The sequence below is a fragment of the Macrococcus equipercicus genome (assembly GCF_024205945.1).
GTDB lineage: Bacteria > Bacillota > Bacilli > Staphylococcales > Staphylococcaceae > Macrococcus > Macrococcus equipercicus.
This window is the reverse complement of record NZ_CP073809.1, coordinates 466,060-488,132: the sequence shown is the minus strand read 5'-3', so window position 1 is coordinate 488,132 and position 22,073 is coordinate 466,060. Positions and strand designations below refer to the sequence as shown.

Here is a 22,073-nt window from a genome sequence, read left to right as displayed (position 1 = left end):
GTTTTTATTATAACAATAAACGGGAGGTTTTTTTATGTCCTACAAAATTATTCATGCCCCGGTGTCCCCCTCTGCACCTAATCACATCATCTATCCAGCCATCGTCTATTCACAGGCAGTGACTGATCCCGCTGAGACGTTTAAGAATAACGGCTGGCAAAGGATATGGGAGAACGGCGTATTTGATTACCATCATTTCCATCCGAACGCCCATGAAGTGCTCGGCGTCAAATCGGGTGATGCTGAACTGATGATCGGCGGGGAGAACGGCCAGAAGCTCAAAGTTCAGACGGGTGACGTCATACTGCTGCCGGCGGGTTACGGCCATAAGCTGTTAAGCCGGTCCGACGACTTTAAAGTAGTCGGCGCTTATCCAGAAGACAAGAAAATAGAGCTGCTTACTTCCTATGACAACTTAACAGCCATACAAAGCAGGATTAACCAGGTGATGATTCCTCCAACCGATCCTGTCGAAGGCAAGAGCGGTCCGATGTTCAAAGAATGGGCAGGCATTTACCACTGCAGCACAGTATAATACAGCAATACAAAACACTTTGATTATTTGCAAGGTGTTTTGTATGGAAAAATATTTAAAACCACTTCTTCTTTTTGAAATAATAAATCATCCCAAGCGATATACCGATCATCAACAGCCAGACTGCAAGATAACCATATTTCCAGTGCAGTTCAGGCATGACATCAAAGTTCATGCCGTATATTCCCGCAATCAACGTCAGCGGCATGAATATGACAGAATAAATGGTCAATATTTTCATAATATTATTCATTTTAAATGAGTTGAGCGATATGTAGTTATCTCTTATGTCCGCTGTCATCTCCCGTGAAGAATCAATCATCTCCGCCTGCTTCACAAGGTGGTCATTAATATGATGCAAAAAGATTTTCTGCTTCTTTGACAGCTCCATAATACGTCCTTCAAGCAGCCGGTAGACCAGGTCTTTCATCGGCAGCACGGTCCGCCGGATGATGAGCAGGTCTTCTCTTAAATCGAATGTCTCTTCAATCAGCTCCTCCGTCGAGATATCAACAGAGTGCTGGTCCTCGAAAGAGAACACTTTGTCCTCCAGCTCATACACAAAAGGAAAATAGTTATCGACAATTGCGTCCAGCGTGCGATACATCACTTCAGCCGTCGTCAGCTTTTCATTCGCCCGCTTACAGATGACCGAGTTCCATACTTTATCTACTTCTTCTGAATGTTCCTTATGATAGGTCACAACCATGCTACTGTTGATGAAGACATCGATCTCTTCAGGAAGCATTGTTTTTAAGTCAATAGCATGAAAGACAAAGAACAAGTAATCATCATATTCCTTATACTTCGGACGCTGTCTGACTGATACTGCATCTTCTATCGATAATGGATGGAAGTGAAAGTACTGACTCAGCAGCAGATTTTCATGGGTCGTCGGTTCCGACAGATCGACCCATAACCATTTTGCGGTCCCCTCCATATCATACGGGGAGTCACAAGTCCTCAGTTCATTCAATTCATCGATGTATAGCGTTCTAATCATTGTGCACCTCTAACTTATAGATCATTTCGTTCCCCCGGTGGCTGTAGCCGAGTTTTTCATTCAACTGCCGCATCTTACTGTTAAGCGGATGGACATGACTTCTGATGACTGTTACTCCAGCAGCCAGTGACTGCTGTCTGACATAATCCTTCAGCTCTGTCGCAATGCCCTGCCTTCTTCTTGCAGGCGTCACCCACAGTGACTTAATCATTGTCTCGTCATTAATAACATACCAGATAAAAGCAATGACGTCTTCTTTATCGACGACGGCTATAATTTCATCGCCGTTATGCATCATTAATAGTTTCATTGATTCAAACCGCAGTGCTAAGTCCATCGAACTGACATGCCATTCTTTATAGCCTGATGGAATCGACTCATGAATAGCAGCGATTGTTTTCAGCTGTTCATCTTCTATAGTAAGCTTCTTCATGGTTTCACCTGTCATCTGTTTATCGTTCTGTACACAAAAGCTTAAAGCATCTGCTTTAAGCCTGTATTTTAACTATTCTGCATCACGGGACCGCCCGTAGATCGAAGGCACATGCAGTCCTGACTGCCGCATCAGAACAGTCATCCCCGGTGATGCGTCTAGTGAAGAATAGTGGCAGACAGCAGTGCGCCTCTTTGTATCGACCGGCCAAAGAACCAGCTGTCAATTCCTTTAAGCATGACCACGTTAACTCACCTTCATGCCAGAAAACTTTCTTTTGCCTGGACCATCGTGTGCCCTCTTTCATTAACTCCTTTTCTAGTTTAGAGTAATAATTGAACACTTCGCAACTGATTGACATTATATTTGGAAGCCATTATGATAATAAAAAAGGAGGGTGATGACTATGAATAAACTAGCAACGACACTGTCTCTGCAATCATGGTCATCACTGGCTCTTTAATGACGCTTTTTCAGTGTGCCCGTGGTTGCTGCCACAGGTATTTTTTATTAACTGAAAAAGGATGATTATGAATGAATTCACTTAAACAACTAGGCTTTACAGATGAGGCGGCAGCCTATACAGGCTCATTTGTTCCCGGCAGAATTTCTACTCAGTCAAAAGGGATTTATAAAGTTGTCACTGAAGCGCAGACAATATTAGCCACATTACCTGGAAAATTTATGCATACGTTGACTGACCCCCTGGATATTCCAGCAGTCGGTGATTTTGTACTGATGACTGTACATCCCAGCGAACAAAAAGGAATTATTGAAGAAGTATTGCCAAGAAAACAGGCATTCATTAGACAGGCAGCAGGAATCGAGACAAAACCTCAGATTATTTCGACGAACATTGACTATGCCTTTCTCGCGATGAGCTGTAACGACAATTTTAACGTTAATCGCATGCAGCGGTTTTTGATTGCCGCACGCGATTCTGGAGCTGTACCGATTATTCTTCTAACGAAAGCTGATCTTGCTGACACACTTGATAAAGAGATTATGGCTGCTGAGCTGACGGAGATAGCTGAAGATGTACCAGTATTTTTTATTACTATGCATACTAATGAGCACATAGATGAACTCCGTGCCTTGCTTAAAAATAATAAAACTGCCACTATTCTCGGCTCAAGCGGTATCGGTAAATCCACATTGATAAACCAATTGATGGGTCAAAACGTCATGGTAACTAATGACATTCGTGAAAGCGACAGTAAAGGAAAACATACCACCACGCACCGTGAACTTCTATTGCTACCAGGCGGTGGAATTATCATCGATACACCAGGCATGCGTGAATTCCAACTTTGGTCAACCGGCGAAAATATAGGATTGAGTCATGAATTTTCAGATGTTGAAGAGCTTATAGCTCAATGCCGATTTAATAACTGCAGCCATTCCAATGAACCTGGGTGTGCTGTACTTGAGGCATTACACATTGGGTCATTAAGTGGACAGCGCTATGACCAGTATTTGAAATATAAGCGTGAACTTGCCTATCAGGAACGTCGCAGTAATCAAGCGATGCAGCAGGCAGAAGTAAATAGGTGGAAAAAAATTTCAAAAATCGGCAAACAGAACCGGAATCAAAAAAGCCGTTCCTAAAAATTATTTAAAGCCTTGACTCGATTCCCTTGAATTATACCCACCATAAAACCCCTTCACCTAACAGGTGCAGGGGTTTATACGTTGATAGCTATTAAGAACCAGATGACCATGATCAGCAGTATTAAGAATTTGGCAAGTGTACTCGCCAAAAATCCAAACAGTGAACCGATGCTTGCCTTCACCGCACGTACAGGGTCTTTTAACATAATGAGCTCTATCAGCAATACAGCAATCAACGGCACGATGATGACGCCAAACGGCGGAATGACGAAACTCCCGACGATGACACCGACTGCTGCGGTGATTTCCCCGGCTTTACTGCCGCCGTAACGTTTAACGAAATAGCTTCCAGCGACATAGTCACTCACTAAAGTGGCGATGGTGAGTATCATCATGACTATCCAGAAAAACCATGATAACTTACTGTCATCAATCATAAAGTGATAAAGAAAAAAGCCAATCCACATCAATAATATTCCTGGTATCACCGGCACTACGAGTCCGACAAAGGCCAGTATAAATGCAGCGATAATCAGTAGCCAGATGATAGCGCTCATAGCATGTCCTCCCTTGTCACAGGTTTTGTAAAGCTCAATAGAACGAACGCGATGGCGATGAATGCCGCGGATACATAGAACACATTGCCTAAACCGACGATATCACTCATTACGCCGCCGAGCAGATTGCCGATCAACTGTCCTGCAATCATCGCATTTGAAAACAGTGTTGACGCATAGCCCGGGAAATCAGGAAGTATATCCTGGAAATAACTGATGCCGAGTCCAAGCAGAATCGCGAGAAAGAACGCCAGTGCCAGCTGACCGACGAGCATGGCTGCGACAGAGTTGAAGACACCGATTGACAAGAAGTAGCCGCCGCCTAAAACCGCACCGAGCATCAGCAGTGTTCTTGTCTGAAACTTACTTGCCAGAATACCGAGAATAATCATAAAAGGCACTTCCAGTCCTGCACATAAACTCGCCAGGTAGCCGACGTTGTTCTCTGATTCATGCAGGTGCTCTGTCACAAAGAGCGGCATATTCAGTGTATACATCCATTGCCCGACGTGCAGCATGACAAATCCGAGAAATGGGATCAGCAGCTGGCTGTCCTTTAATAAGTTAGGGGCGACTGGTTCAACGTAATTCTGCGTTCTCGCCGGCTGCACCGTCACTATATCGCGGAAGAAGATGATCATTGACATCAGAACGATCAAATAAAGAACGATTGTGCCGCCGAACAACCCATCATAGCCGAAACGACTGAGCAGTACAGTCCCGACGAGCGGCCCGAACAAAAACCCGAGGCTGAACATTGAGCGGAGCACAGTATTTGCGAATACTGAATTTTTACTTGATGCAGATGCATTGATGCTTTCGCGGGCTGACGCGTACATCTGCGGCATAGCCGGGGCCGCGAAACCGGTGAAAATAGTATAAAGGACAATAAACCACAGCACGCTATGGACATAGAAATAGACACCGAACGCCATACTCGCCATCAGCAGCGAGAAAATAATCAGCCATTTCCGGTTAACTCGGCCCGTATCAGAAATACGACCGATCAATGTGTTCATCAAAAAACCTGCCAGCGCAGCTGATGCCATTAACAGCCCATACTGCCCTTTCGTCATGCCGAGCTCCTGCGTGGCATAAAGGATAAAGAACGGAACGGTCACAGCAAGGCCCATGCCGAGCAGCGCCATATTGACGAGGAATAACTTGTAGTTTTTAATACTCAACAGCTGCCTGAACATAGCTTCACAAACTTTCTACTTAATGATATTGTTTAATTATATAAGAACTCACCGAATTGCAAAAGAGCGGAGGAATAATTATGGAGTATGAAGTCATCAATATATGCACCGGTAAAATCAAAACCGAAATTTTCGGCTCGAACCGTCCTAAAAAGACAGCTGTCTCTAAATATCCTATCCAGCAGCCGGCGTTCCTGTCTTTTCTCGGGCTTGAAGGCGATGAACATGCGTACCAGGGTCACGGCGGCCCGAACAAAGCAATCTGCCTTTACGACAAGCTGGACTATGATATGTGGCGGCCTTATATTCAAGACATGCCGGAATATGCCATGTTCGGTGAGAACATTACAACTATCGGACTGACGAAAGACCAGCTTGCCATCGGCGATCAATTCAAATTCGGTGAAGCAGTTATTCAAGTCACTGAAGGACGCGGCCCGTGCAACACCATCGCAAAGAAGTATGATGTCCCTGACCTCGTCAAGCTCATGAGTGCCGCCCATGCAACCGGCTGTTACTTCAGAGTGCTGCAGGAAGGCATCGTTACACCAGACAGCCGACTTGAGCTGCTGGAGAAACATCCAGCGCAGTTTACACTGAACGCATTCAATGCACTTAAATATACGGATAAGAAGAACAAGGCACTGCTCGAAAAGGCACTGACTGTAGATGCACTGCCTGAAGAACATCAGCTCAAATTCACAAAGCAGCTGCAGAAGCTTACCGGGCGGATAAATTATTAGCCGATTAAACAGCCGCCTCCATCTTCATTAAATCAATAAATGCCTTGACCTGCGGCAGAGCCAGCACATCATTCTCATAACTGATATACGTCTCCCGCAGCAGCTGATGATGATTGACTTCAAGCAGCTCCACTTCAAACTGCTCACTGTCAATATCACCGATGACAATCTCAGGCAGCACAGTGACACCCACCCCTGACAGCAGCAGCTCCTTGCACGTTGCAATCTGATCGGTCTTAATCTGCGGGGCATAAGTTTGATTGAACTGCTCGGTATACCACAGTTCAATCTCCTTCAGATAGACGGGGTCCGCCTGGAATTCAATCATCGGTAATGTCTGCAGCTGGTTTTTCTTTGCCTTCGGATAAATGAAATAATGTTTATCCGTGAGCAGTACGTCATTATTCATGTTCATGATCTTCATACCGCGGATAACTGAGATATGAAAATCATGTCGATTTGCCATAATCCGGCTGCTTGAACCGACCTGCAGCTGGATTTTCACTTCTGGATACAGTTCTACATAATGTCCAAGTACGCGTGGCAGTATCGTGTGCCCGATCAATGACGATACACCGATAGACAGCTTGCCGTTGACAATTCCTTCAGAAGACTGAATCATTTCCTTCAAGTTGGTCTCTTCTTTCAGCATTTTACGGGCATGCTGAAGAATAATCTCTCCGTTCGTTGTCACAATCAGCTTTTTCTTTGTCCGGATGAAAATATCAGTCCCCCATTCCCGCTCAATGGATTTCAGACGCTGACTGACAGCCGGCTGGGAAATGTAAAGTGTATCAGCAGCTTTTCTTAATGTTTCCTCATCCGCCAGTGCTACAAGCAGACGGTAGTCATCGATTTTCATTAATAACCTCATTTCCATAGAACAGCACAGTGTTGCGCGTCACTGCTTCACGCACAACAGCCTGTTCCAGCTGTTTGATTACTGCTATTTCATCTATTATAGCAGATAACATGGCGGGAATATCAGTCGCATCAAAACCTGCATGCGGCCACGGCCCGTCTGTTTCGATCATCAGCTGACTAAGCGGCGCTGCAGTCAGCACACGCCTTGTCTTGTCATTCCACAAAACGTCCGGTGTTACACTGACCATGTAACCGGACTGGATGACAAGCCGGATGACGTCGTCACTTGCCTTAAACCAGTGGAAGTGCGCTCGTGTCACTCCATGTTTCTGCAGTAGATCCACTGCAGTTCCTGCATCTTCATAAACCGCATGAAGAACGACTGGTAGGTCATAGCGCTTCGCTATGATGATCATTCTTTCCAAAAGATAGACATAACGGCTCATATCGTGCACTTTACCTGCCCGGTTCAAATAGTGCGGCAGACCGACTTCACCAATCGCTGAGAGTGACTCATGATGTTCAGTTAGCCACTGCTCAAGCGCACCCAGTTCTTCATCATCAGGAAGCTCCTGTTCCGGATGAAATCCAGCCGCTATTTGAATGGCAGGAGCTTGCTGCTTCAACCTCAGCAGCTTAACCGCACTATCCAAGTTCATGCTGACCGTAATGAGACCGTCTAGTTTTCCATCGTCTAACTCCGTTAAAATAGTATTGATATCTTCATCATCAAACTGATCAAGATGAATATGACTATCTATCATAATATCCTCCTACTTTCCAGCCAGCTCAACTTCTTTATCATGTCATTAATGATTACCCGATAATAGTAGTACACGTTGTTTCACTTATAAAAATTGAGGTATAGAACAATAACAAATCATTTAAATGAGGTGTCATAATGGATAAATTTGAAAAGATTGATCAGGAGATTAAAGGCTATACTCAGGATAAACAGCCCGGTAGTGAGCGCGATATGAATCCACGTCCGATTGCTGAAGATGACGACTATAAGGCCGGCGGTAAGCTGACAGGCAAAATCGCTTTAATTACAGGCGGCGATTCTGGTATCGGCCGTGCCGTAGCGATTCTTTACGCTAAAGAAGGCGCTGATGTTGCTATCGGTTACTACGACGAGACAGCTGATGCTGAAGATACCGTAAAACGTCTTGAAGAGCTCGGTGCTAAAGCGAAGGCTTACGCATTTGATTTAAAGGACGTTGAGCAGTGCAGAAAATTAGTATCGGATGTAGTGACTGACTTCGGCGGGCTGAACATTGTTGTCAATAACGGCGGGGTTCAGTTCCCGCAGGAAGATTTTCTGGCGATTACGCCTGAACAGATTCAGACGACGTTCTCGACTAATATTTTCGGAATGATGTATGTCTCGCAGGCTGCCATTCCTCATCTGTCTGCAGGTGACACCATTATCAACACAAGCAGCGTGACCGCTTACCGCGGCTCTGAGTCACTTATTGATTACTCAGCGACAAAAGGTGCTATCACAGCGTTCACCCGCTCTTTGGCACAGAATTTGGCACCTAAAAAGATCCGTGTGAACAGCGTCGCGCCGGGTCCTATATATACCCCGTTGATTCCTGCTACATTCCCTGCTGAAAAAGTAGAGAAGCATGGACAGGAAACAGCGATGGAACGCCGTGGTCAGCCTAGTGAAAATGCTCCAGCCTATGTTTTCCTTGCCTCTCAGGATTCTACTTACATTACGGGTCAGGCTATTCACATTAACGGCGGAGATTATCTTTCAAGCTAAATCATCTTGACTGTTAATATAGAATTAAAATAACACCGTCCGGCTACTCGCCTGACGGTGTTATTTGTTGTCTGCAGTAATCGATTGTCTTCTTGAAAGTCTCAAAATCCTGCTGAATGATAGTCATAATATAGTGCGCTGTCTGATAGGCTGAATCATACTGCTTTTTTGTAATGCTGCCTTTTTTCAGCGCAAACTTCAAGTCCGCTTCATCTACAAGCTCATATTCTCCAGTCGGCAATACAAGGACATCCAGAAATAAGTCGTTCGCCCGCGCTTCACCGAGTTCAATGAAATTGTGATCATTGACGTCAATATAGTACTGAACTGGGCGGCCGTAGTTGTCATACATCGCTGTAATGCTGTAAAGTTTGTCTTTCGGCAGCAGCTGCAGCCACTGGTAACCTGCGTCTGCCACTGTAATACACTTTCCTACTACTTCAACTTGTAAGGGAGATTTGACTTTCTGCATTGTCACAAGACCGACGATTCCATCAAACCGCGTGTCTTCCAGTCGTATTTCCTTGTAGTCACGTCTTTGCAATCTACGCCAATGCCTTTTATCGATATATTTTATCTTCAAGTCGCCCAACTCCTCACAAATCATTATATAAAAATAAACAAGTTGAAGAAATACTTAATTTCAACTTGTTTATAATTATACTTATTTAAGCTTCATCTGAACGATAATGGTCTTTCCCTTTCAGGAAGAACGCCAGGATGAATGCGAGCAGACTGAAGGCAGTAGCTAACCAGAAAGCATCTGTAATACCATTCACTGTTGCCAGCTGCTGCAATTTGCCCATTAAGACCTGGATTCCTGCTGTGCTTGAGCCGAGTGACTGGCCAAGCTGATTCAGCTGAGTCGCAGTCGACGGCAATGTTTTATCCATTGCGTTAGTCATATCACCGATATGAGCAGTCGTCTGCTGCGTCATCACCGTTACAAGGACTGCTGTACCGATTGAACCGGCAAGCTGACGTACTGTGTTACTGATCGCATTACCATGAGGAATCATACGCCCAGGCAGTGCGTTCATACCTGCTGTCATAATCGGCATCATAATGAATGACATACCGAATGAACGCAGAATGTAAATACCAAGAATCGTTCTATAAGATGTATCAAGATTAATACGTGTCAATTCCCATGTTGCATAAGTCATAATCGCCAGACCAAAGATGGCAAGTGGTTTAATACCATATTTGTCGAATAATCGTCCGGCAATCGGTCCCATAATACCCATCAATAGTGATCCAGGCAGTAATAACAGACCAGAATCAAGGGGTGAGAAACCGCGGATTGACTGCAAGTAGATCGGCAGCAGAATCATACCCCCGAATAAACTCATCGTTACAATGATGTTAATCAGTAATGGGAATGAGAAGCCGGAATACTTAAGAACATGTAAGTCCATCATCGGATTGTTCATCGATAGCTCTCTTGCCGTAAATGCTGCGATGAAAAGCAGTCCAATGATAATGGTTGAAACAACGACTGGTGAATCCCAGCCTTTGTTTCCTGCTTCACTAAAGCCGTATAAAACACTGCCGAAACCGAGTGTACTGAAGATAACACCTGGCACATCAAGTTTTGCTTTGAATGTCGGCTGCACAATCTTAAACCAGAACATACCAACGGCTAAAGAAATTAAACCGACTGCGAACATCCCGTAAAACATCACATTCCAGTGATAGCTCTGAATAACCCAGCCTGTCAATGTAGGACCGATCGCTGGTGCCAGGATGAAGGCGATACCCATCGTCCCCATCGCTGCCCCGCGTTTATCAGGCGGGAAGATCGTCATAAATACGTTTGTTCCAAGCGGCATTAATATCCCTGCGCCGACTGCCTGCACGACACGTCCGGTCATCATCATCGGGAAGTTGCCGGACATAGCACAGATCAATGAACCGATTGTAAAGAAAGTCATCGCTGATAAGAACAGCTGACGATAAGTAAACCGTTGAATCATGAATGCACTGATCGGTACAAGAATACCATTTACCAGCATAAACCCGGTAGTCAGCCACTGCGCAGTTGATGTTGAGACATTGAAGTCACTGATCATGACCGGCAGGGCGACGTTGATTAACGTCTGGTTAAGAATTGCGACGAACATCCCGATCATTAATGCCGTGACGATTTTGCCTGTCGTAATCCCTTTGCCTAACGTATGTGATGGTTTAGTCGCTTTATGATGAACCGCTTCTTTCTCAAGTTCTTCTTCATAAGGCTGCTCTACAACAAGGTCTTCTTGCTCATCATTGTTATAAAGATCTGCATCTTCACGATGTGCTTCGCTGTTGTAAATCACTTCGTTGTCAGTGTGATGTTCAGGTCTTGGTGCTGGTTCTGGACGAACTGATCGTTCAGGTTGACGTTCATATGTTTCGTGTGTCTGAGTTGTCTCTACTTCGGGTTGGACCGCTTTTTTACCTCTGCGATTAAGCAGGAAGCGGTTCAATAGGAAGAAGATGACCAGTGACAGAAGGACATAGCCTATAATCATTGAGGTCATACAAAAACCTCCTTAGTTTTTATGAATGCGTACAGTTACATTCATTCCTGGAATAACGTCTAAAGATTTCTCTTTTGATAATTTGATTTTTACTGGAACGACTTGAGTGACTTTAGTGTAGTTAGCGTTACCGTTAGATGATGGTAGTACTGAGAAGCTTGAAGCAGTCGCTAAACCGATTTTATCTACTTCACCGTCAAGTGTTGTATCTTTGTAGCCGTCAACATAAACATCGACATCTTGTCCTTCTTGAATGCCGTCAAGATCTGTTTCTTTAATGTTAGCTGTAACATATAAGTCATCCATATTATAAGCGTAAGCAACAGGAATGCCTGCTCCAACAAAACCATTTTCAGTTGCCTGTGTTTTAACGATTGTTCCATCTTGAGGCATAGTGATGTCCATTTTAGCTGGTTTACCATCTTGGCCCATACCTTCTACTGAACCGATCACTGAATCTTGAGAAACTTTGTCTCCCGCTTGCTTTTTAAAAGAAGTTAATTTACCTGCAACCGGGCTTGCGATTGAGATTTGTGTACCGTCGATCTTTGCATTGTCTGTTTTTACATAGTTTGTTGCTTCATCATAGAAATGAAAAGCAGCAATACCGGCGATAGCCAGAATAACTAATGTAAGGATGTTGATTAAAAGTATTTTCTTCATTGTGATTCCTCCATTTAATTTTTTTCACATAAGCTATATTATAGTTCCCCTATGAAAACTTTCAACCAACAATATTTGTTTAAATGTCGGTTTTACTTTAAAATAATGCTAGCAGTGACAAATAAATTAATAAGAAAAGTGATTACTTATGAAAGATAAACATTTAATAATAGAAGCAGAATTTTTAAATTTGCTTGAAAAACATCGATTCAGAGAAATTACTATTAAGATGATATGTGAAGCGGCCCATATTAACCGCTCTACTTTCTACGCCTATTATTTAGACAAATATGATCTGCTGGACCGGATGATTGATACGCATCTGACAGCTATCGGTCAGTTTGTGGAACAGACTTCAAATGATATGCAGCATACAGAAGATATAAAACCTTTGGTTAAGAAATACTTTTTAAATCTCTGTCATTATATTTATGCTCATCAGCAGTTTTTTAAGACATTAATGACGGTCCATCCGGCACAGAACTTCACCCAGAAATTAATTGAAACGCTGCGCTCAAATTATTTGGCATCGATTGAAGCAAATAGCTCTTCTTTAAGAGAACCGAAATACTTCGTGAATTATACGCTCGGAGGACAGTTCGGCATTCTCTTCTTTTGGCTGCAAAATGACTGTTTGGAACCGCCAGAACTAATGGCAGACATCATTTACCACAATATTCTCCGCTCCAACAGATAATATTAAAATCTTGTAAATCGAATCAAAAGAAGTAACGATTCATGTATAATACAGATAACGAGCTGATGGAGGGGAAACATGAAGTATTTAAAAAGAACATTAGGCGTTACCGCAGTAGCTATGATGCTGTTATCAGATTATGCCCATGCTGCCGAACAGTTAAGAATCGGCACTATAAAGAGCAGTAATGCTGTCATTATTACAAACAAAACGATGATGGCAAAGAAAGTAGCAGGCGATTATGCAAATTACACATTATATGTTAACGATAAGGTGATGATTGAAGGTCAGCCTTACTATCGCGTGCAGACATCAGAAAATATCGATAATGCAATCGGTTATGTCAAAGCAGGCGATTTAACCATTCAACCTGTAAAAACAGTATCCCCTGCTCAGCAGACAGTAACATTTAAAACGACGACTAAATTTTACAGTTTCCCGGGCGGAACAGAGCGTCAGGTGATTGACCGTGCTGCCAAAGATGAATCGATGACAGTCGATGCTGCACTGAAAATCGGCAGCAGCACCTACTTGCACGGCACATTGGTCACAGGTGCCACCGGCTGGGTGGAGGCACCTGTCACAAAAGCTGAAGTCACTCCCCCTGTTCAGCCGCAGAAAAAAACTGAATCAACGGTGCAGGTAAAAGCAGCGGTCAAACCGACTGTGCCGGCACCAAAGTCTACAGCACCACAACCAGCCAACCCCGCTGTGCCGGCACCACAGCCTACAGCTTCAGCTGCTGTTACTCACACCACAGTCAATGCCACTCTGCAGGATGCTGTGAACCGTCAAATGCAGCTATCACCGAAACCGCAAGTTTCTGATGGTGTGAAATGGAAAAATGCTCCTACTGATTTAGTGAAACGTTATATAGGTACTGAACCGTTAATCAATGATGCAGTCGGAAAATATCAGTTCCTTGTCCTTAACGAGCCGCAAGGTTTAACTGCTGATCAGCTGAACATCCTGCTCCAGGGCAAAGGGATTCTTGAAGGCCGCGGACAGGCGTTTAAAATCGCCAGCGAAAAATATCATATCAATGAAATTTATTTGATTTCGCATGCTTTTCTTGAAACGGCTGAAGGCCGAAGCAAACTCGCTAATGGTGTAACAGTTAAAGGTGAGCCGACCGGCAAACGCTTCTACAACATGTTCGGCGTCGGTGCATATGACCACAACGCATTGAAGTACGGCGCTCAGTACGCAGCCAACGTCGGCTGGGATACGCCTGAGAAAGCAATTATCGGTGGCGCTCAGTTTATTTCACAGGGCTATCTGTCAGAATCACAGAACACCCTTTATTCGATGCGCTGGAACCCGGCATCACCTGGAAACTCACAGTATGCGACTGATATACTATGGGCTTCTTCCAATGCGAGCTACATCGCAGGCTTTTACCAGCAGTTAGGGATTGAAGGCGGAAAATACCACTTTATCCATTACGCGAAATAACAGCTTATGACCGTTATATGAGTGCAGCTTCCTAGTCCATCTTTTATCATTACATCAGCTGCAGCAGTTTCTTGATTTTTTTGACAGAAGTCGTTTTGAGAAGAAACGAAGTTCTGCTAAACTGATGAAGTAAGAACATCATAATGACAATTTATGATATGGAGGTAGAGATGTTTATAGAAATTGACGGTCATCAAATTTACTACGAGATAATCGGTCAAGGGACACCCGTATTATGTCTCCATGGATACGGCGTCGATCACCGAATTATGAAACACCCTATAGAATCAGTTGTTGCTCAGACAGACTATTCTTATTCAAGAATTTATATCGATCTTCCCGGGATGGGTCGGTCAGAAGTAAACCCAGCCATCATTAATGCTGATGATATGCTGGATGTACTGATGAAATTCATTCGGAAAGTCATTAAGAAACAGCAGTTTCTTATCATCGGCAACTCGTATGGTGCCTATTTATCAAACGGCGTGAATTATAAGATGGACGGCTGTATTAACGGCATGTTTTTCTTCTGTCCTGTCATTATTGCTGACAGTGAGAAACGTAAGCTGCCTGTCCACCAGCATATTTTACTTGAGGATATCCAGCCTGATGATCATCAAAAAGAGTTCAAAGAATTTTTAAATACCAATGTCATCATTACGCGGAAAAACTGGCAGCGCTATCTGGATGAGTTAGTGACAGGCATGACACTTGCTGACAACGAATTTAAAAAGCGCTACTTTGATGATGGTTATTCTTTCAGTTTTGAACGTCAAATGCTTGCTGCCCGGCATGATTGCCCGATGACAGTGCTTGTAGGCAGACAGGATTCCACTGTAGGTTATGACGATGCCTATAATTTAGTGAAAGATAATGAGTCCGGCAGCTTTATTTTGTTAGATGAAGCAGGACATAATCTCCAGATTGATCAGCCAAAACTGTTCGATGCTCATTTACTGCATTTCTTCAAGATACATCAATAACAAGCTGTCACTATGGTGATGGCTTTTCTTTTGGCAGTGATTAAATTCTTTTATGAGGTGAAAGATGCTGCTCAAGACACGGTCTATTCCTCGGAAAATTCACTATTACAATGCTCTCCATAATCGTACTCCGTTATCTGACAACCAGCGTGAAGACTATCACACCCATTTTAAAGGTTACGAAGGAGAGAAACAGTTTATCAGGCTGCTGAGTGAGTTTCCTGACGCAGTAGTGCTCTGGGATTTAACGTTCCGCTCTAAATATAAAGGAATGGCCCAGTTTGACATCATTGTCATACACGGGAATACAGTCACTCATTATGATATCAAGAACTATAAAGGGATATTCACTATGAATGACCGGCTGCTCGTCAATAGCTACGGCCGTAACTTCAAAAATCCAGATGACCAGTTATCTCGGGCTCATCATATTTTAGAAGACGTTATCGCTCAGTCCGGTGAACGTTATATAATTGAGAGTTACCTTGTTTTCATCAACGAATACTTTCATCTGCGTAGCAACAATGACAATCCACGCTGGTTGTTCCGCAGTATGGTGCACAGTCACCTCAAAAAGTTCCGGGAGCCGAATTTATTAATTGAGGACAATAAGTCGCTCGGCAGTTACTTCCTGGCAGCTAATATGCCAGAGCTTGATTTTAACCCCATCGAACGCAGTGAGTTTTCTATGCAGATGAAAGGAATGAAATGTCTCCACTGTAACTACATGATCAAGGCAATCACCAGCCGGACAAAATATCATACATGTACTAACTGCGGCAGCTCAACTGCCATCAAGCGCATTACCTTTCACAATTTAAGAGACTTGTATCATTTGAAAGGAGACGCTTTTACAATCAATGAAGCAATGGAATGGTGCTGTGGAATAAGCCGTGCCTCTATTTCACGAGTTTTGGCTGAACACTTCAAGAAAACCGGATTGAGTAAAGCGACTAAGTATTATCTATAGAGAGTCGTTCCCTCTCACGTTTGTCGTTTCTTGAGAGGCAAACGTCGTTCCCTCTCACGTTTGTCGTTTCTTGAGAGGCAAACGTCGTTCCCTCTCACGTTTATCTTTTCTTGAGAGGCAAACGTCGTTCCGACTCGTTTTAAATAAAGAATCCCTTTCGTCGAGAAAGGGATTCTTTATTTATTCGACCCACCGGCCTTGTCTGAAGATAGGTTCGCACCGGTCATCTGCATAAACACCATCTATATCAAGTGATTCGCTTCCTATCATAAAGTCCACGTGAGTCAGACTGTCATTGATGCCGAGTGCGACCTGCTCTTCTATTGATTGATCTTCAGCACCATTTATCACTTCAGCAAATCCACTGCCGAGTGCGATATGACACGATGCATTCTCATCGAACAACGTATTGTAAAACAATAAGCCGCTTTCATAGATCGGTGAGTTGACCGGTACTAGCGCAATTTCGCCGAGACGTTTTGCGCCGTCATCAATCTCCAGTAAATTCTTCAAAGTTTCATAGCCTTCACCCGCTTCAAAATCAGTCACTACTCCGTCCTTGAAAGTCAGTTTGAACTGATCGACTATTTTACCGGATAAGCTGAGCGGCAGTGTATTTGATACATAGCCGTCCACACGTCTGAAGTCAGGTGTCGTATAGACTTCCTCGGTCGGCATATTGACGATAATCTCTGTCCCCTGCTTATTGACTTTTCCTGCCTTCAGCCAGTTACCGCCCTGATGAAGTCCGACTGTCAGATCAGTGCCGGGAGCTGTATAGTGAAGCTTGTCAAAGCCTTTCTCCGTCAGCCAATTGGCACGCTGGTTAAGATGTTCAATATGAGATTTCCATGCGGCAACAGGGTTCTCCTGATCAGCCCGGACCGCTTTAAATATAGCATCGAACAAGGCATTCTGTGCTGCTTCTCCGCTCAGTTCCGGAAAAACAATCTCTGCCCATTCAACAGATGGATAGGCGACAATACACCATGTCTGTCTGAAGTTACCGAAGCTGTCTGAAAGGCTTTCATGCGCTTTCATCATGACTTTTGCCCTGGCGTTGATCTTTTCCTCAGACTGATTTTTCAGCGCTTCCGGCGAAACACTTATAATACTTAAAAGTGCTGCTTTTTCTTCTTCGTAGTATTTCAGTTCCTGCTTCAAATATTCAGGCACTTCCTGCAGTGTCTCAACTGACTGATAATCATATGTATATTTTGCCACTTCACTATCAGAATAATTGACGATGACTTTTTTGGCTCCTTGTTTATAGGCAGCTTCTACAACAGGTCTGACTAAAGGTGCGGTATTAATGTCTGACTCGATAACTAAAATTTCATTGTGCTGGATGTTCAATCCTATTTTAACAATGACATCTGCGTACTTCTTCAATAAATGATGCTGACTCATTCAAACATCCCCTCTCTTAATTTTCTGACTATTTAATCATACCGAACTCCCCGTTATTTTCCAACTGAATTAACATATAAAAAATAACCACCGCACGGGTGGCTATTTGACTACTTCAAACTTTTCTCGATGTCATTGATTTGTTTTTGTGATAGTTTCTTTACAATCTCACCATCATTTGAATCTTTTTCGATGGCTTTCACTGCTTCAGCTGAATGGTAGTATTCCACAATTTTTTTGTAGTCTTTATTGTCTTTTTGGCTTGTTTTAGCAGCAATGACGTTGATGTATGGTTTAGCAGCTTCAGAATTCGGGTCTTCCAGATAAATAGGGTCATCTTTCGGATTTAAACCTGCTTTACCTGCTACACCGTTGTTAATGATTGACAGAGCGACGTCAGGCAGCACACGTGGTGTCTGCTGTGCATCGATTGCTTTGATTTTTAAGTTCAGTTTGTTTTCTGTGATTTTTGATGGGTCTCCGAATAATCCGAAGTCATCGGCTAACTTGATGACACCTGCTGATTCAAGCAGTCTTAATGCACGTGCCTGGTTTGTCACATCATTTGGAATTGCGATTGTATCGCCTTTTTTCAAGTCTTTAATATCTTTAATTTTATTTGAGTAAGCGCCAAGCGGTGCAAATACTGTTGTACCGATAACTGATAATTTTAAGTGATGGTCTTTTTTGAACTGATCTAAGAATGCGAAGTGCTGGAAGGCATTCAAGTCGATATCACCTTCGCTTAAAGCGTTGTTTGGTGCTGTATAATCCTGGAATTCAACTAACTTCACTTTAATGCCGTCCTTTGCCGCTTTCTTTTTAACAACATTCCATACTTTGCCATCGACACCAGTGACCCCGATTTTAATTGTTTTATCGTCCTTCTTGTTGCCGCATGCCGCTAATACAAGTAATGCACTTAATACGAGTAATAATAATCTTTTCATCAGTTGTTCTCTCCTTATAATCTGCCTGTATATATATTTGCAATCTTATTGCCGATAAACTGGGTGATCTGCACGAGGATGATGAGTATGAGTACAGTGACAAACATCACAGCCACGTCAAACCGCTGATAACCGTATGTAAATGCCAGATAACCGATACCGCCTGCGCCGACGAGTCCTGCCACTGCAGAAAACTCTATCAGTGAGACCGTTGTAAACGTCAGGCCGAGAATCAATGAGCCGGCCGCTTCCGGTACAAGCACTTTAAATAAAATGTCAAACTTGGATGATCCCATCGCTTCAGCCGCTTCGATGACGCCTTTATCCACCGAGATGATGTTGTTCTCAACAACACGGGCAATTGATAACGATGCTGCAAGCGTCATCGGGAAAATGGCCGCCCATATCCCGATCGTCGTCCCGACAAGAAATCTCGTGACAGGGATCAGTGCTACGAGAAAGATAATGAACGGAATCGGCCGGATGGTATTGATGAAGAAGTTCAAAATGACATTGACCGCCTTATTTTCGAGTACATGACCCCGGCCTGTCGCGTAGAGAATGATACCGAGCGGCAGTCCGATGAGTACTGCCAGCATCAATGTAATGCTGACCATAATGAGCGTATTGATGGTCTCCTGAATAAGCACAGGATAAAACTCCGTTAAATCAGTTTTCAAAGCCATTGACCTCCTTAATTTGAATACCGTGACTGAGTAATGAATCAAGTGCTGCATGGATGCTGCTGTCATTGCCGACTGCTTCAATCAGTAAATTACCGAAAAGTTTATCGGTTAACTCAGTTATTCCGCCGTACAAAATATTGAAATCGACATTGAACTGTCTGCCGACTTGACTGAGCACCGGGCGCAGTATTTGCTGATGGTTGAAGATGAAGCGGTAAATTTTTCGGGCTCTGACATCGACTTCGCCCGGAATATCATCATTCAATACTGAATGCACAAAACGTTTTGTCGTCGGGTGAACAGGATTTGTGAACAACTCGAACACTTGATTCTGCTCAACGATTCTGCCCTTTTCCATGACGGCTACTTCGTCACAGATGCTTTTGACGACTTCCATTTCATGAGTGATCATCACAATCGTAATGTTCAGCTCATCGTTGATGCGTTTCAGCAGTCTCAATATTTCATCGGTTGTCTCAGGGTCCAGTGCAGAAGTGGCTTCGTCACAGAGCAGTATATCAGGATTAGTCGCCAGTGCTCTTGCGATACCGATACGCTGCTTCTGGCCGCCGGACAGCTGACTTGGATAATCGTGCTTCTTATCCTGCAGTCCGACGAACTGCAGCAGCTCGTCCACCCGCTTATCAATCTCAGCTTTCGAATATTTCTTTGTCAGCTTGAGCGGGTACTTGATGTTGTCTTCCACCGTCTTTGCACGGAACAAGTTAAACTGCTGGAAGATCATGCCGATGTTCTGACGACGTCTCCGTAGTAACTTCTGACTAAGGCGCGTGATATCCTCACCTTCAATAACGACTCGGCCGGACGTCGGTTTTTCCAGTTTGTTGATCAGCCTGACGAGTGTTGACTTACCCGCACCGGAATAGCCGACGATACCGAAGATCTGCCCTTTCTCAATGGTCAGTGAAACATCTCTCAATGCTTCGACCACACCTTTTTTCGTCTGGAACTGCTTGGTCACGTGCTCGATTTCAATAATTGCCATAATTCCCTCCCGAATATAAAAAAAACGACTTCTTAGCAAGCGCTAAAAAGTCGTTTTACGTCCCTTTATCTGCCAAGCTAAGCTTGATGGAATTAGCACAGTGCTCATAAATGAGTCCGCTGCTGAGATGTCATCGGGCCATATCCCTCAATCTCTCTTGATAATTTTTTTATTAAGTTAACTAAATTATTGCAGACGTCCATACAACCTGTCAACGATTTTTTTAAAAACTTGATAATCCCGTGAATTCCTGCACGCGGTACAGCAGTGTTTTCAAGAATGATGCGTCTTTTTTCACTTCGTAGTGATCCGTGACATGACTGTACTCATTCGTCCATTTGGCATCGAAGTCAGCCGCTAATTCCCGGAAGACCGGAAGAGTCGATTTCCCGGTGATAATGGCATCGGTCTCCATGTTGTAGTCACCGATATTGCGGCGCGTCAAGTTGGCACTGCCGACAAAGAGCGTCGCCTGCTGCTTACGGTCATCAGTGATCAGCACATATTTCGCATGGAACTGCTCGCCGTGGGAAACAGCCCATTTGATTTGAATCCTATCGTCACTTTTTGCGACCAGTTCGTGTGCCACTGGTTTATTCGGCACACCCGGCTTCTCTTTGCCGAACGCTTCTTTGTTCACATCGAGAATCAGTTTAATCTTAACGCCCCGGTCTGCCGCATCAAGCAGCGCACGAATGATATCGCGGTCTGCAAGATAGAACATCCCCATCTTCAGTTCATCTTTGTCGTTGGTCCGATTGATCGCCTGAAGAAGCGTCTCTTTAATCCTGCCTTCAGTGACAAGCGTCGTCCCGTAGTCCATCATGTTGTTATAAGCATGATGATTGATTGGAAATTCCTCATGGTCGAGTTTACCACCGCTCATGTTGATCGCTGCCACTTCACTCCGAATTACGTCCTCCTGCAGCTGACCGCTCACTTTCACGGCGATATTCTGATGGTGGCCGCTCGGGTCATGGGGATTACTGCTGGCAATAATCGCTGCTTTTTCTGATACAATCGTCTTCCGGTGATTCGCCTTGAAGTTCAGCATACGGGCGTATCCCCTTACAGTAACATCCAGGGCATTTTTTGAGAAGATGTTAGGCAGTGAACCGTTCTCACTGTTTCCCAGCCAGCGGACAGTCGAACGCCATAAGCCGGAATAAAGCGGATTGGAATCGCGCAGTTTCGTCAAGTCCGTCTCGTAGACTAATATGCCGTTGTCACGCAGTCTTTTATAGTTATCCGGCGTATAGCTGCCGTAAAACGAATTGATCGGGTCGGTCAGCACATAAATCGGCATGTCCGGATGCTGCCTTTTCTTCGCGATCAGGTGATTCGTAAGCTCACTTGACAGCTTCGGAAACTGGATGCTGCCATCATAAGCATCATTGAACAAAAACATATCCATGATGATAAAGTCATCCGCCTCATCAATCAGCCGGTATATTGCCGGAAAAATAGTCTGCTCATAATGCATCCCGCCCTGCTCATAGCTGTTGTCGAGCAGCAGCTTGACATCATTTGTCCTGCTCGGTTCGTAGCGCTTCGAAATACCGGCAGGCAGCGGCTTAAAGACATTCCATATGGACACGAGCAGCACGATGAAAAATAGTATACCACTGACCCATTTAATATTGATCCTCGTCTTCTTTGGTTGTATTTTCTTAGAGCTCATCTGTTTGACGGCTGTTTTTTTCACCGGCTGTTTTTTAGGTGCTGTCTTGTTGACCGTGCTTTTTTTTACAGGTTGTTTTTTTCGCGCTTTTGTTGTCGTCCGGGCCACTGTCATCCCTCCATTTCTTTAATTATAACAAATTGATTTGACAACTTCTCATGATGGTGATAAATTTATAGGCAATTCAATATACGCAATTTTCACAATAAAAAGAAAAGTAGTAAAACGTTCTTTTGCAGCGAGCTTGTGGCCGGTGAAAACAAGCACTGAACTTTTATGAAGATGGTCTTTTTGTGATGTCAGTGTGAGTCATCGATAAGCACTGCACGTATCC

22 protein-coding genes, 1 riboswitch and 1 other annotated feature (1 of these 24 running past the window's edge) are annotated in these 22,073 nt (G+C 43.9%); of the genes, 8 read left to right on the top strand and 14 right to left on the bottom strand.

All coding sequences use genetic code 11. The features are described 5' to 3' along the window. The first annotated feature begins 34 nt into the window (after nt 1-34). Complete coding sequence (locus tag KFV11_RS02590; protein WP_254250289.1) at nt 35-535, top strand: cupin domain-containing protein; 501 nt, start codon at nt 35-37, stop codon at nt 533-535. 55 nt (nt 536-590) lie between these two features. Here the strand turns inward: KFV11_RS02590 and corA are convergent, their stop codons facing one another. Continuing rightward, complete coding sequence (gene corA, locus KFV11_RS02585) at nt 591-1,538, bottom strand: magnesium/cobalt transporter CorA (RefSeq protein WP_254250288.1); 948 nt, start codon at nt 1,536-1,538, stop codon at nt 591-593. After that, on the bottom strand, nt 1,531-1,986 hold the full coding sequence (locus tag KFV11_RS02580; RefSeq protein WP_149457937.1) for a GNAT family N-acetyltransferase: 456 nt from the start codon (nt 1,984-1,986) through the stop codon (nt 1,531-1,533). Before KFV11_RS02580 ends, corA begins: the two co-directional genes overlap by 8 nt. A gap of 519 nt (nt 1,987-2,505) precedes the next feature. On the opposite strand from KFV11_RS02580, the gene rsgA reads away from it, so the two are divergent. Continuing rightward, entirely contained in the window at nt 2,506-3,579 is a 1,074-nt protein-coding gene (gene rsgA / locus KFV11_RS02575) for a ribosome small subunit-dependent GTPase A (RefSeq protein ID WP_254250287.1), read from the top strand. Nucleotides 3,580-3,656: 77 nt separating this feature from the next. Here rsgA and KFV11_RS02570 read toward each other — a convergent pair whose 3' ends face one another. Further along, nucleotides 3,657-4,139, bottom strand: coding sequence for a DUF456 domain-containing protein (locus tag KFV11_RS02570; protein WP_149457936.1), 483 nt, complete (start codon nt 4,137-4,139; stop codon nt 3,657-3,659). After that, on the bottom strand, nt 4,136-5,338 hold the full coding sequence (locus KFV11_RS02565) for a sugar efflux transporter (RefSeq protein ID WP_149457935.1): 1,203 nt from the start codon (nt 5,336-5,338) through the stop codon (nt 4,136-4,138). The genes KFV11_RS02570 and KFV11_RS02565 overlap by 4 nt, the downstream gene beginning before the upstream one ends. A gap of 80 nt (nt 5,339-5,418) precedes the next feature. Here KFV11_RS02565 and KFV11_RS02560 point away from each other — a divergent pair, with 80 nt between their 5' ends. Beyond that, nucleotides 5,419-6,081, top strand: coding sequence for an MOSC domain-containing protein (locus KFV11_RS02560; protein WP_254250286.1), 663 nt, complete (start codon nt 5,419-5,421; stop codon nt 6,079-6,081). A 4-nt stretch (nt 6,082-6,085) separates the two neighbouring features. Here KFV11_RS02560 and KFV11_RS02555 read toward each other — a convergent pair whose 3' ends face one another. Further along, nucleotides 6,086-6,943, bottom strand: a complete 858-nt coding sequence (locus KFV11_RS02555; protein ID WP_149457933.1) for a LysR family transcriptional regulator — start codon at nt 6,941-6,943, stop codon at nt 6,086-6,088. Beyond that, the gene (locus KFV11_RS02550; protein ID WP_254250285.1) at nt 6,930-7,709 is read right to left on the bottom strand and encodes a TatD family hydrolase; all 780 of its coding nucleotides are present in this window, start codon (nt 7,707-7,709) and stop codon (nt 6,930-6,932) included. Before KFV11_RS02550 ends, KFV11_RS02555 begins: the two co-directional genes overlap by 14 nt. 137 nt (nt 7,710-7,846) lie before the next feature. Between KFV11_RS02550 and KFV11_RS02545 the strand changes: the two genes are divergently transcribed. After that, entirely contained in the window at nt 7,847-8,716 is an 870-nt protein-coding gene (locus KFV11_RS02545) for an SDR family oxidoreductase (RefSeq protein WP_149457931.1), read from the top strand. A gap of 43 nt (nt 8,717-8,759) precedes the next feature. Here the strand turns inward: KFV11_RS02545 and KFV11_RS02540 are convergent, their stop codons facing one another. The 3 genes from KFV11_RS02540 to KFV11_RS02530 all read right to left on the bottom strand — a co-directional run bounded on the left by KFV11_RS02540 (nt 8,760) and on the right by KFV11_RS02530 (nt 11,901). Then, a complete protein-coding gene (locus KFV11_RS02540) occupies nt 8,760-9,299 on the bottom strand; it encodes a ribonuclease FAU-1 family protein (protein ID WP_149457930.1) in 540 nt (179 codons plus the stop codon). Between the two features lie 85 nt (nt 9,300-9,384). Then, complete coding sequence (locus tag KFV11_RS02535; protein WP_149457929.1) at nt 9,385-11,238, bottom strand: DHA2 family efflux MFS transporter permease subunit; 1,854 nt, start codon at nt 11,236-11,238, stop codon at nt 9,385-9,387. Nucleotides 11,239-11,250: 12 nt separating this feature from the next. After that, entirely contained in the window at nt 11,251-11,901 is a 651-nt protein-coding gene (locus KFV11_RS02530; RefSeq protein WP_254250284.1) for a biotin/lipoyl-containing protein, read from the bottom strand. Between the two features lie 148 nt (nt 11,902-12,049). On the opposite strand from KFV11_RS02530, the gene KFV11_RS02525 reads away from it, so the two are divergent. From KFV11_RS02525 to KFV11_RS02510, 4 genes are all read left to right on the top strand, one after another. Next, nucleotides 12,050-12,598 carry a TetR/AcrR family transcriptional regulator C-terminal domain-containing protein gene (locus tag KFV11_RS02525; protein ID WP_149457927.1) on the top strand — a complete coding sequence of 183 codons (549 nt, stop codon included), beginning with the start codon at nt 12,050-12,052 and terminating at the stop codon, nt 12,596-12,598. 78 nt (nt 12,599-12,676) lie between these two features. Continuing rightward, a complete protein-coding gene (locus tag KFV11_RS02520; protein WP_254250283.1) occupies nt 12,677-14,053 on the top strand; it encodes an N-acetylglucosaminidase in 1,377 nt (458 codons plus the stop codon). 170 nt (nt 14,054-14,223) lie between these two features. Continuing rightward, on the top strand, nt 14,224-15,036 hold the full coding sequence (locus KFV11_RS02515; RefSeq protein WP_254250282.1) for an alpha/beta fold hydrolase: 813 nt from the start codon (nt 14,224-14,226) through the stop codon (nt 15,034-15,036). A 64-nt stretch (nt 15,037-15,100) separates the two neighbouring features. Further along, nucleotides 15,101-16,006, top strand: coding sequence for a nuclease-related domain-containing protein (locus KFV11_RS02510; protein ID WP_254250281.1), 906 nt, complete (start codon nt 15,101-15,103; stop codon nt 16,004-16,006). Between the two features lie 180 nt (nt 16,007-16,186). On the opposite strand, the gene KFV11_RS02505 is transcribed toward KFV11_RS02510, so the two are convergent. From KFV11_RS02505 to KFV11_RS02485, 5 genes are all read right to left on the bottom strand, one after another. Further along, nucleotides 16,187-17,416 (bottom strand): aminopeptidase, encoded by a 1,230-nt coding sequence (locus KFV11_RS02505; RefSeq protein ID WP_254250280.1) that lies wholly within the window; start codon nt 17,414-17,416, stop codon nt 16,187-16,189. A gap of 110 nt (nt 17,417-17,526) precedes the next feature. Then, nucleotides 17,527-18,366: a MetQ/NlpA family ABC transporter substrate-binding protein gene (locus tag KFV11_RS02500; protein ID WP_149457922.1), complete on the bottom strand. Its 840-nt coding sequence runs from the start codon at nt 18,364-18,366 to the stop codon at nt 17,527-17,529. Nucleotides 18,367-18,380: 14 nt separating this feature from the next. Next, a complete protein-coding gene (locus KFV11_RS02495) occupies nt 18,381-19,046 on the bottom strand; it encodes a methionine ABC transporter permease (protein ID WP_254250279.1) in 666 nt (221 codons plus the stop codon). After that, nucleotides 19,036-20,052 (bottom strand): methionine ABC transporter ATP-binding protein, encoded by a 1,017-nt coding sequence (locus KFV11_RS02490; RefSeq protein ID WP_436970230.1) that lies wholly within the window; start codon nt 20,050-20,052, stop codon nt 19,036-19,038. Before KFV11_RS02490 ends, KFV11_RS02495 begins: the two co-directional genes overlap by 11 nt. Before the next feature lie 68 nt (nt 20,053-20,120). Continuing rightward, nucleotides 20,121-20,225, bottom strand: a riboswitch (SAM riboswitch). Nucleotides 20,226-20,281: 56 nt separating this feature from the next. After that, nucleotides 20,282-21,847 carry a phospholipase D-like domain-containing protein gene (locus KFV11_RS02485; RefSeq protein WP_254250277.1) on the bottom strand — a complete coding sequence of 522 codons (1,566 nt, stop codon included), beginning with the start codon at nt 21,845-21,847 and terminating at the stop codon, nt 20,282-20,284. Between the two features lie 88 nt (nt 21,848-21,935). Beyond that, nucleotides 21,936-22,073, top strand: a binding site (T-box leader); it runs 68 nt beyond the window's last position.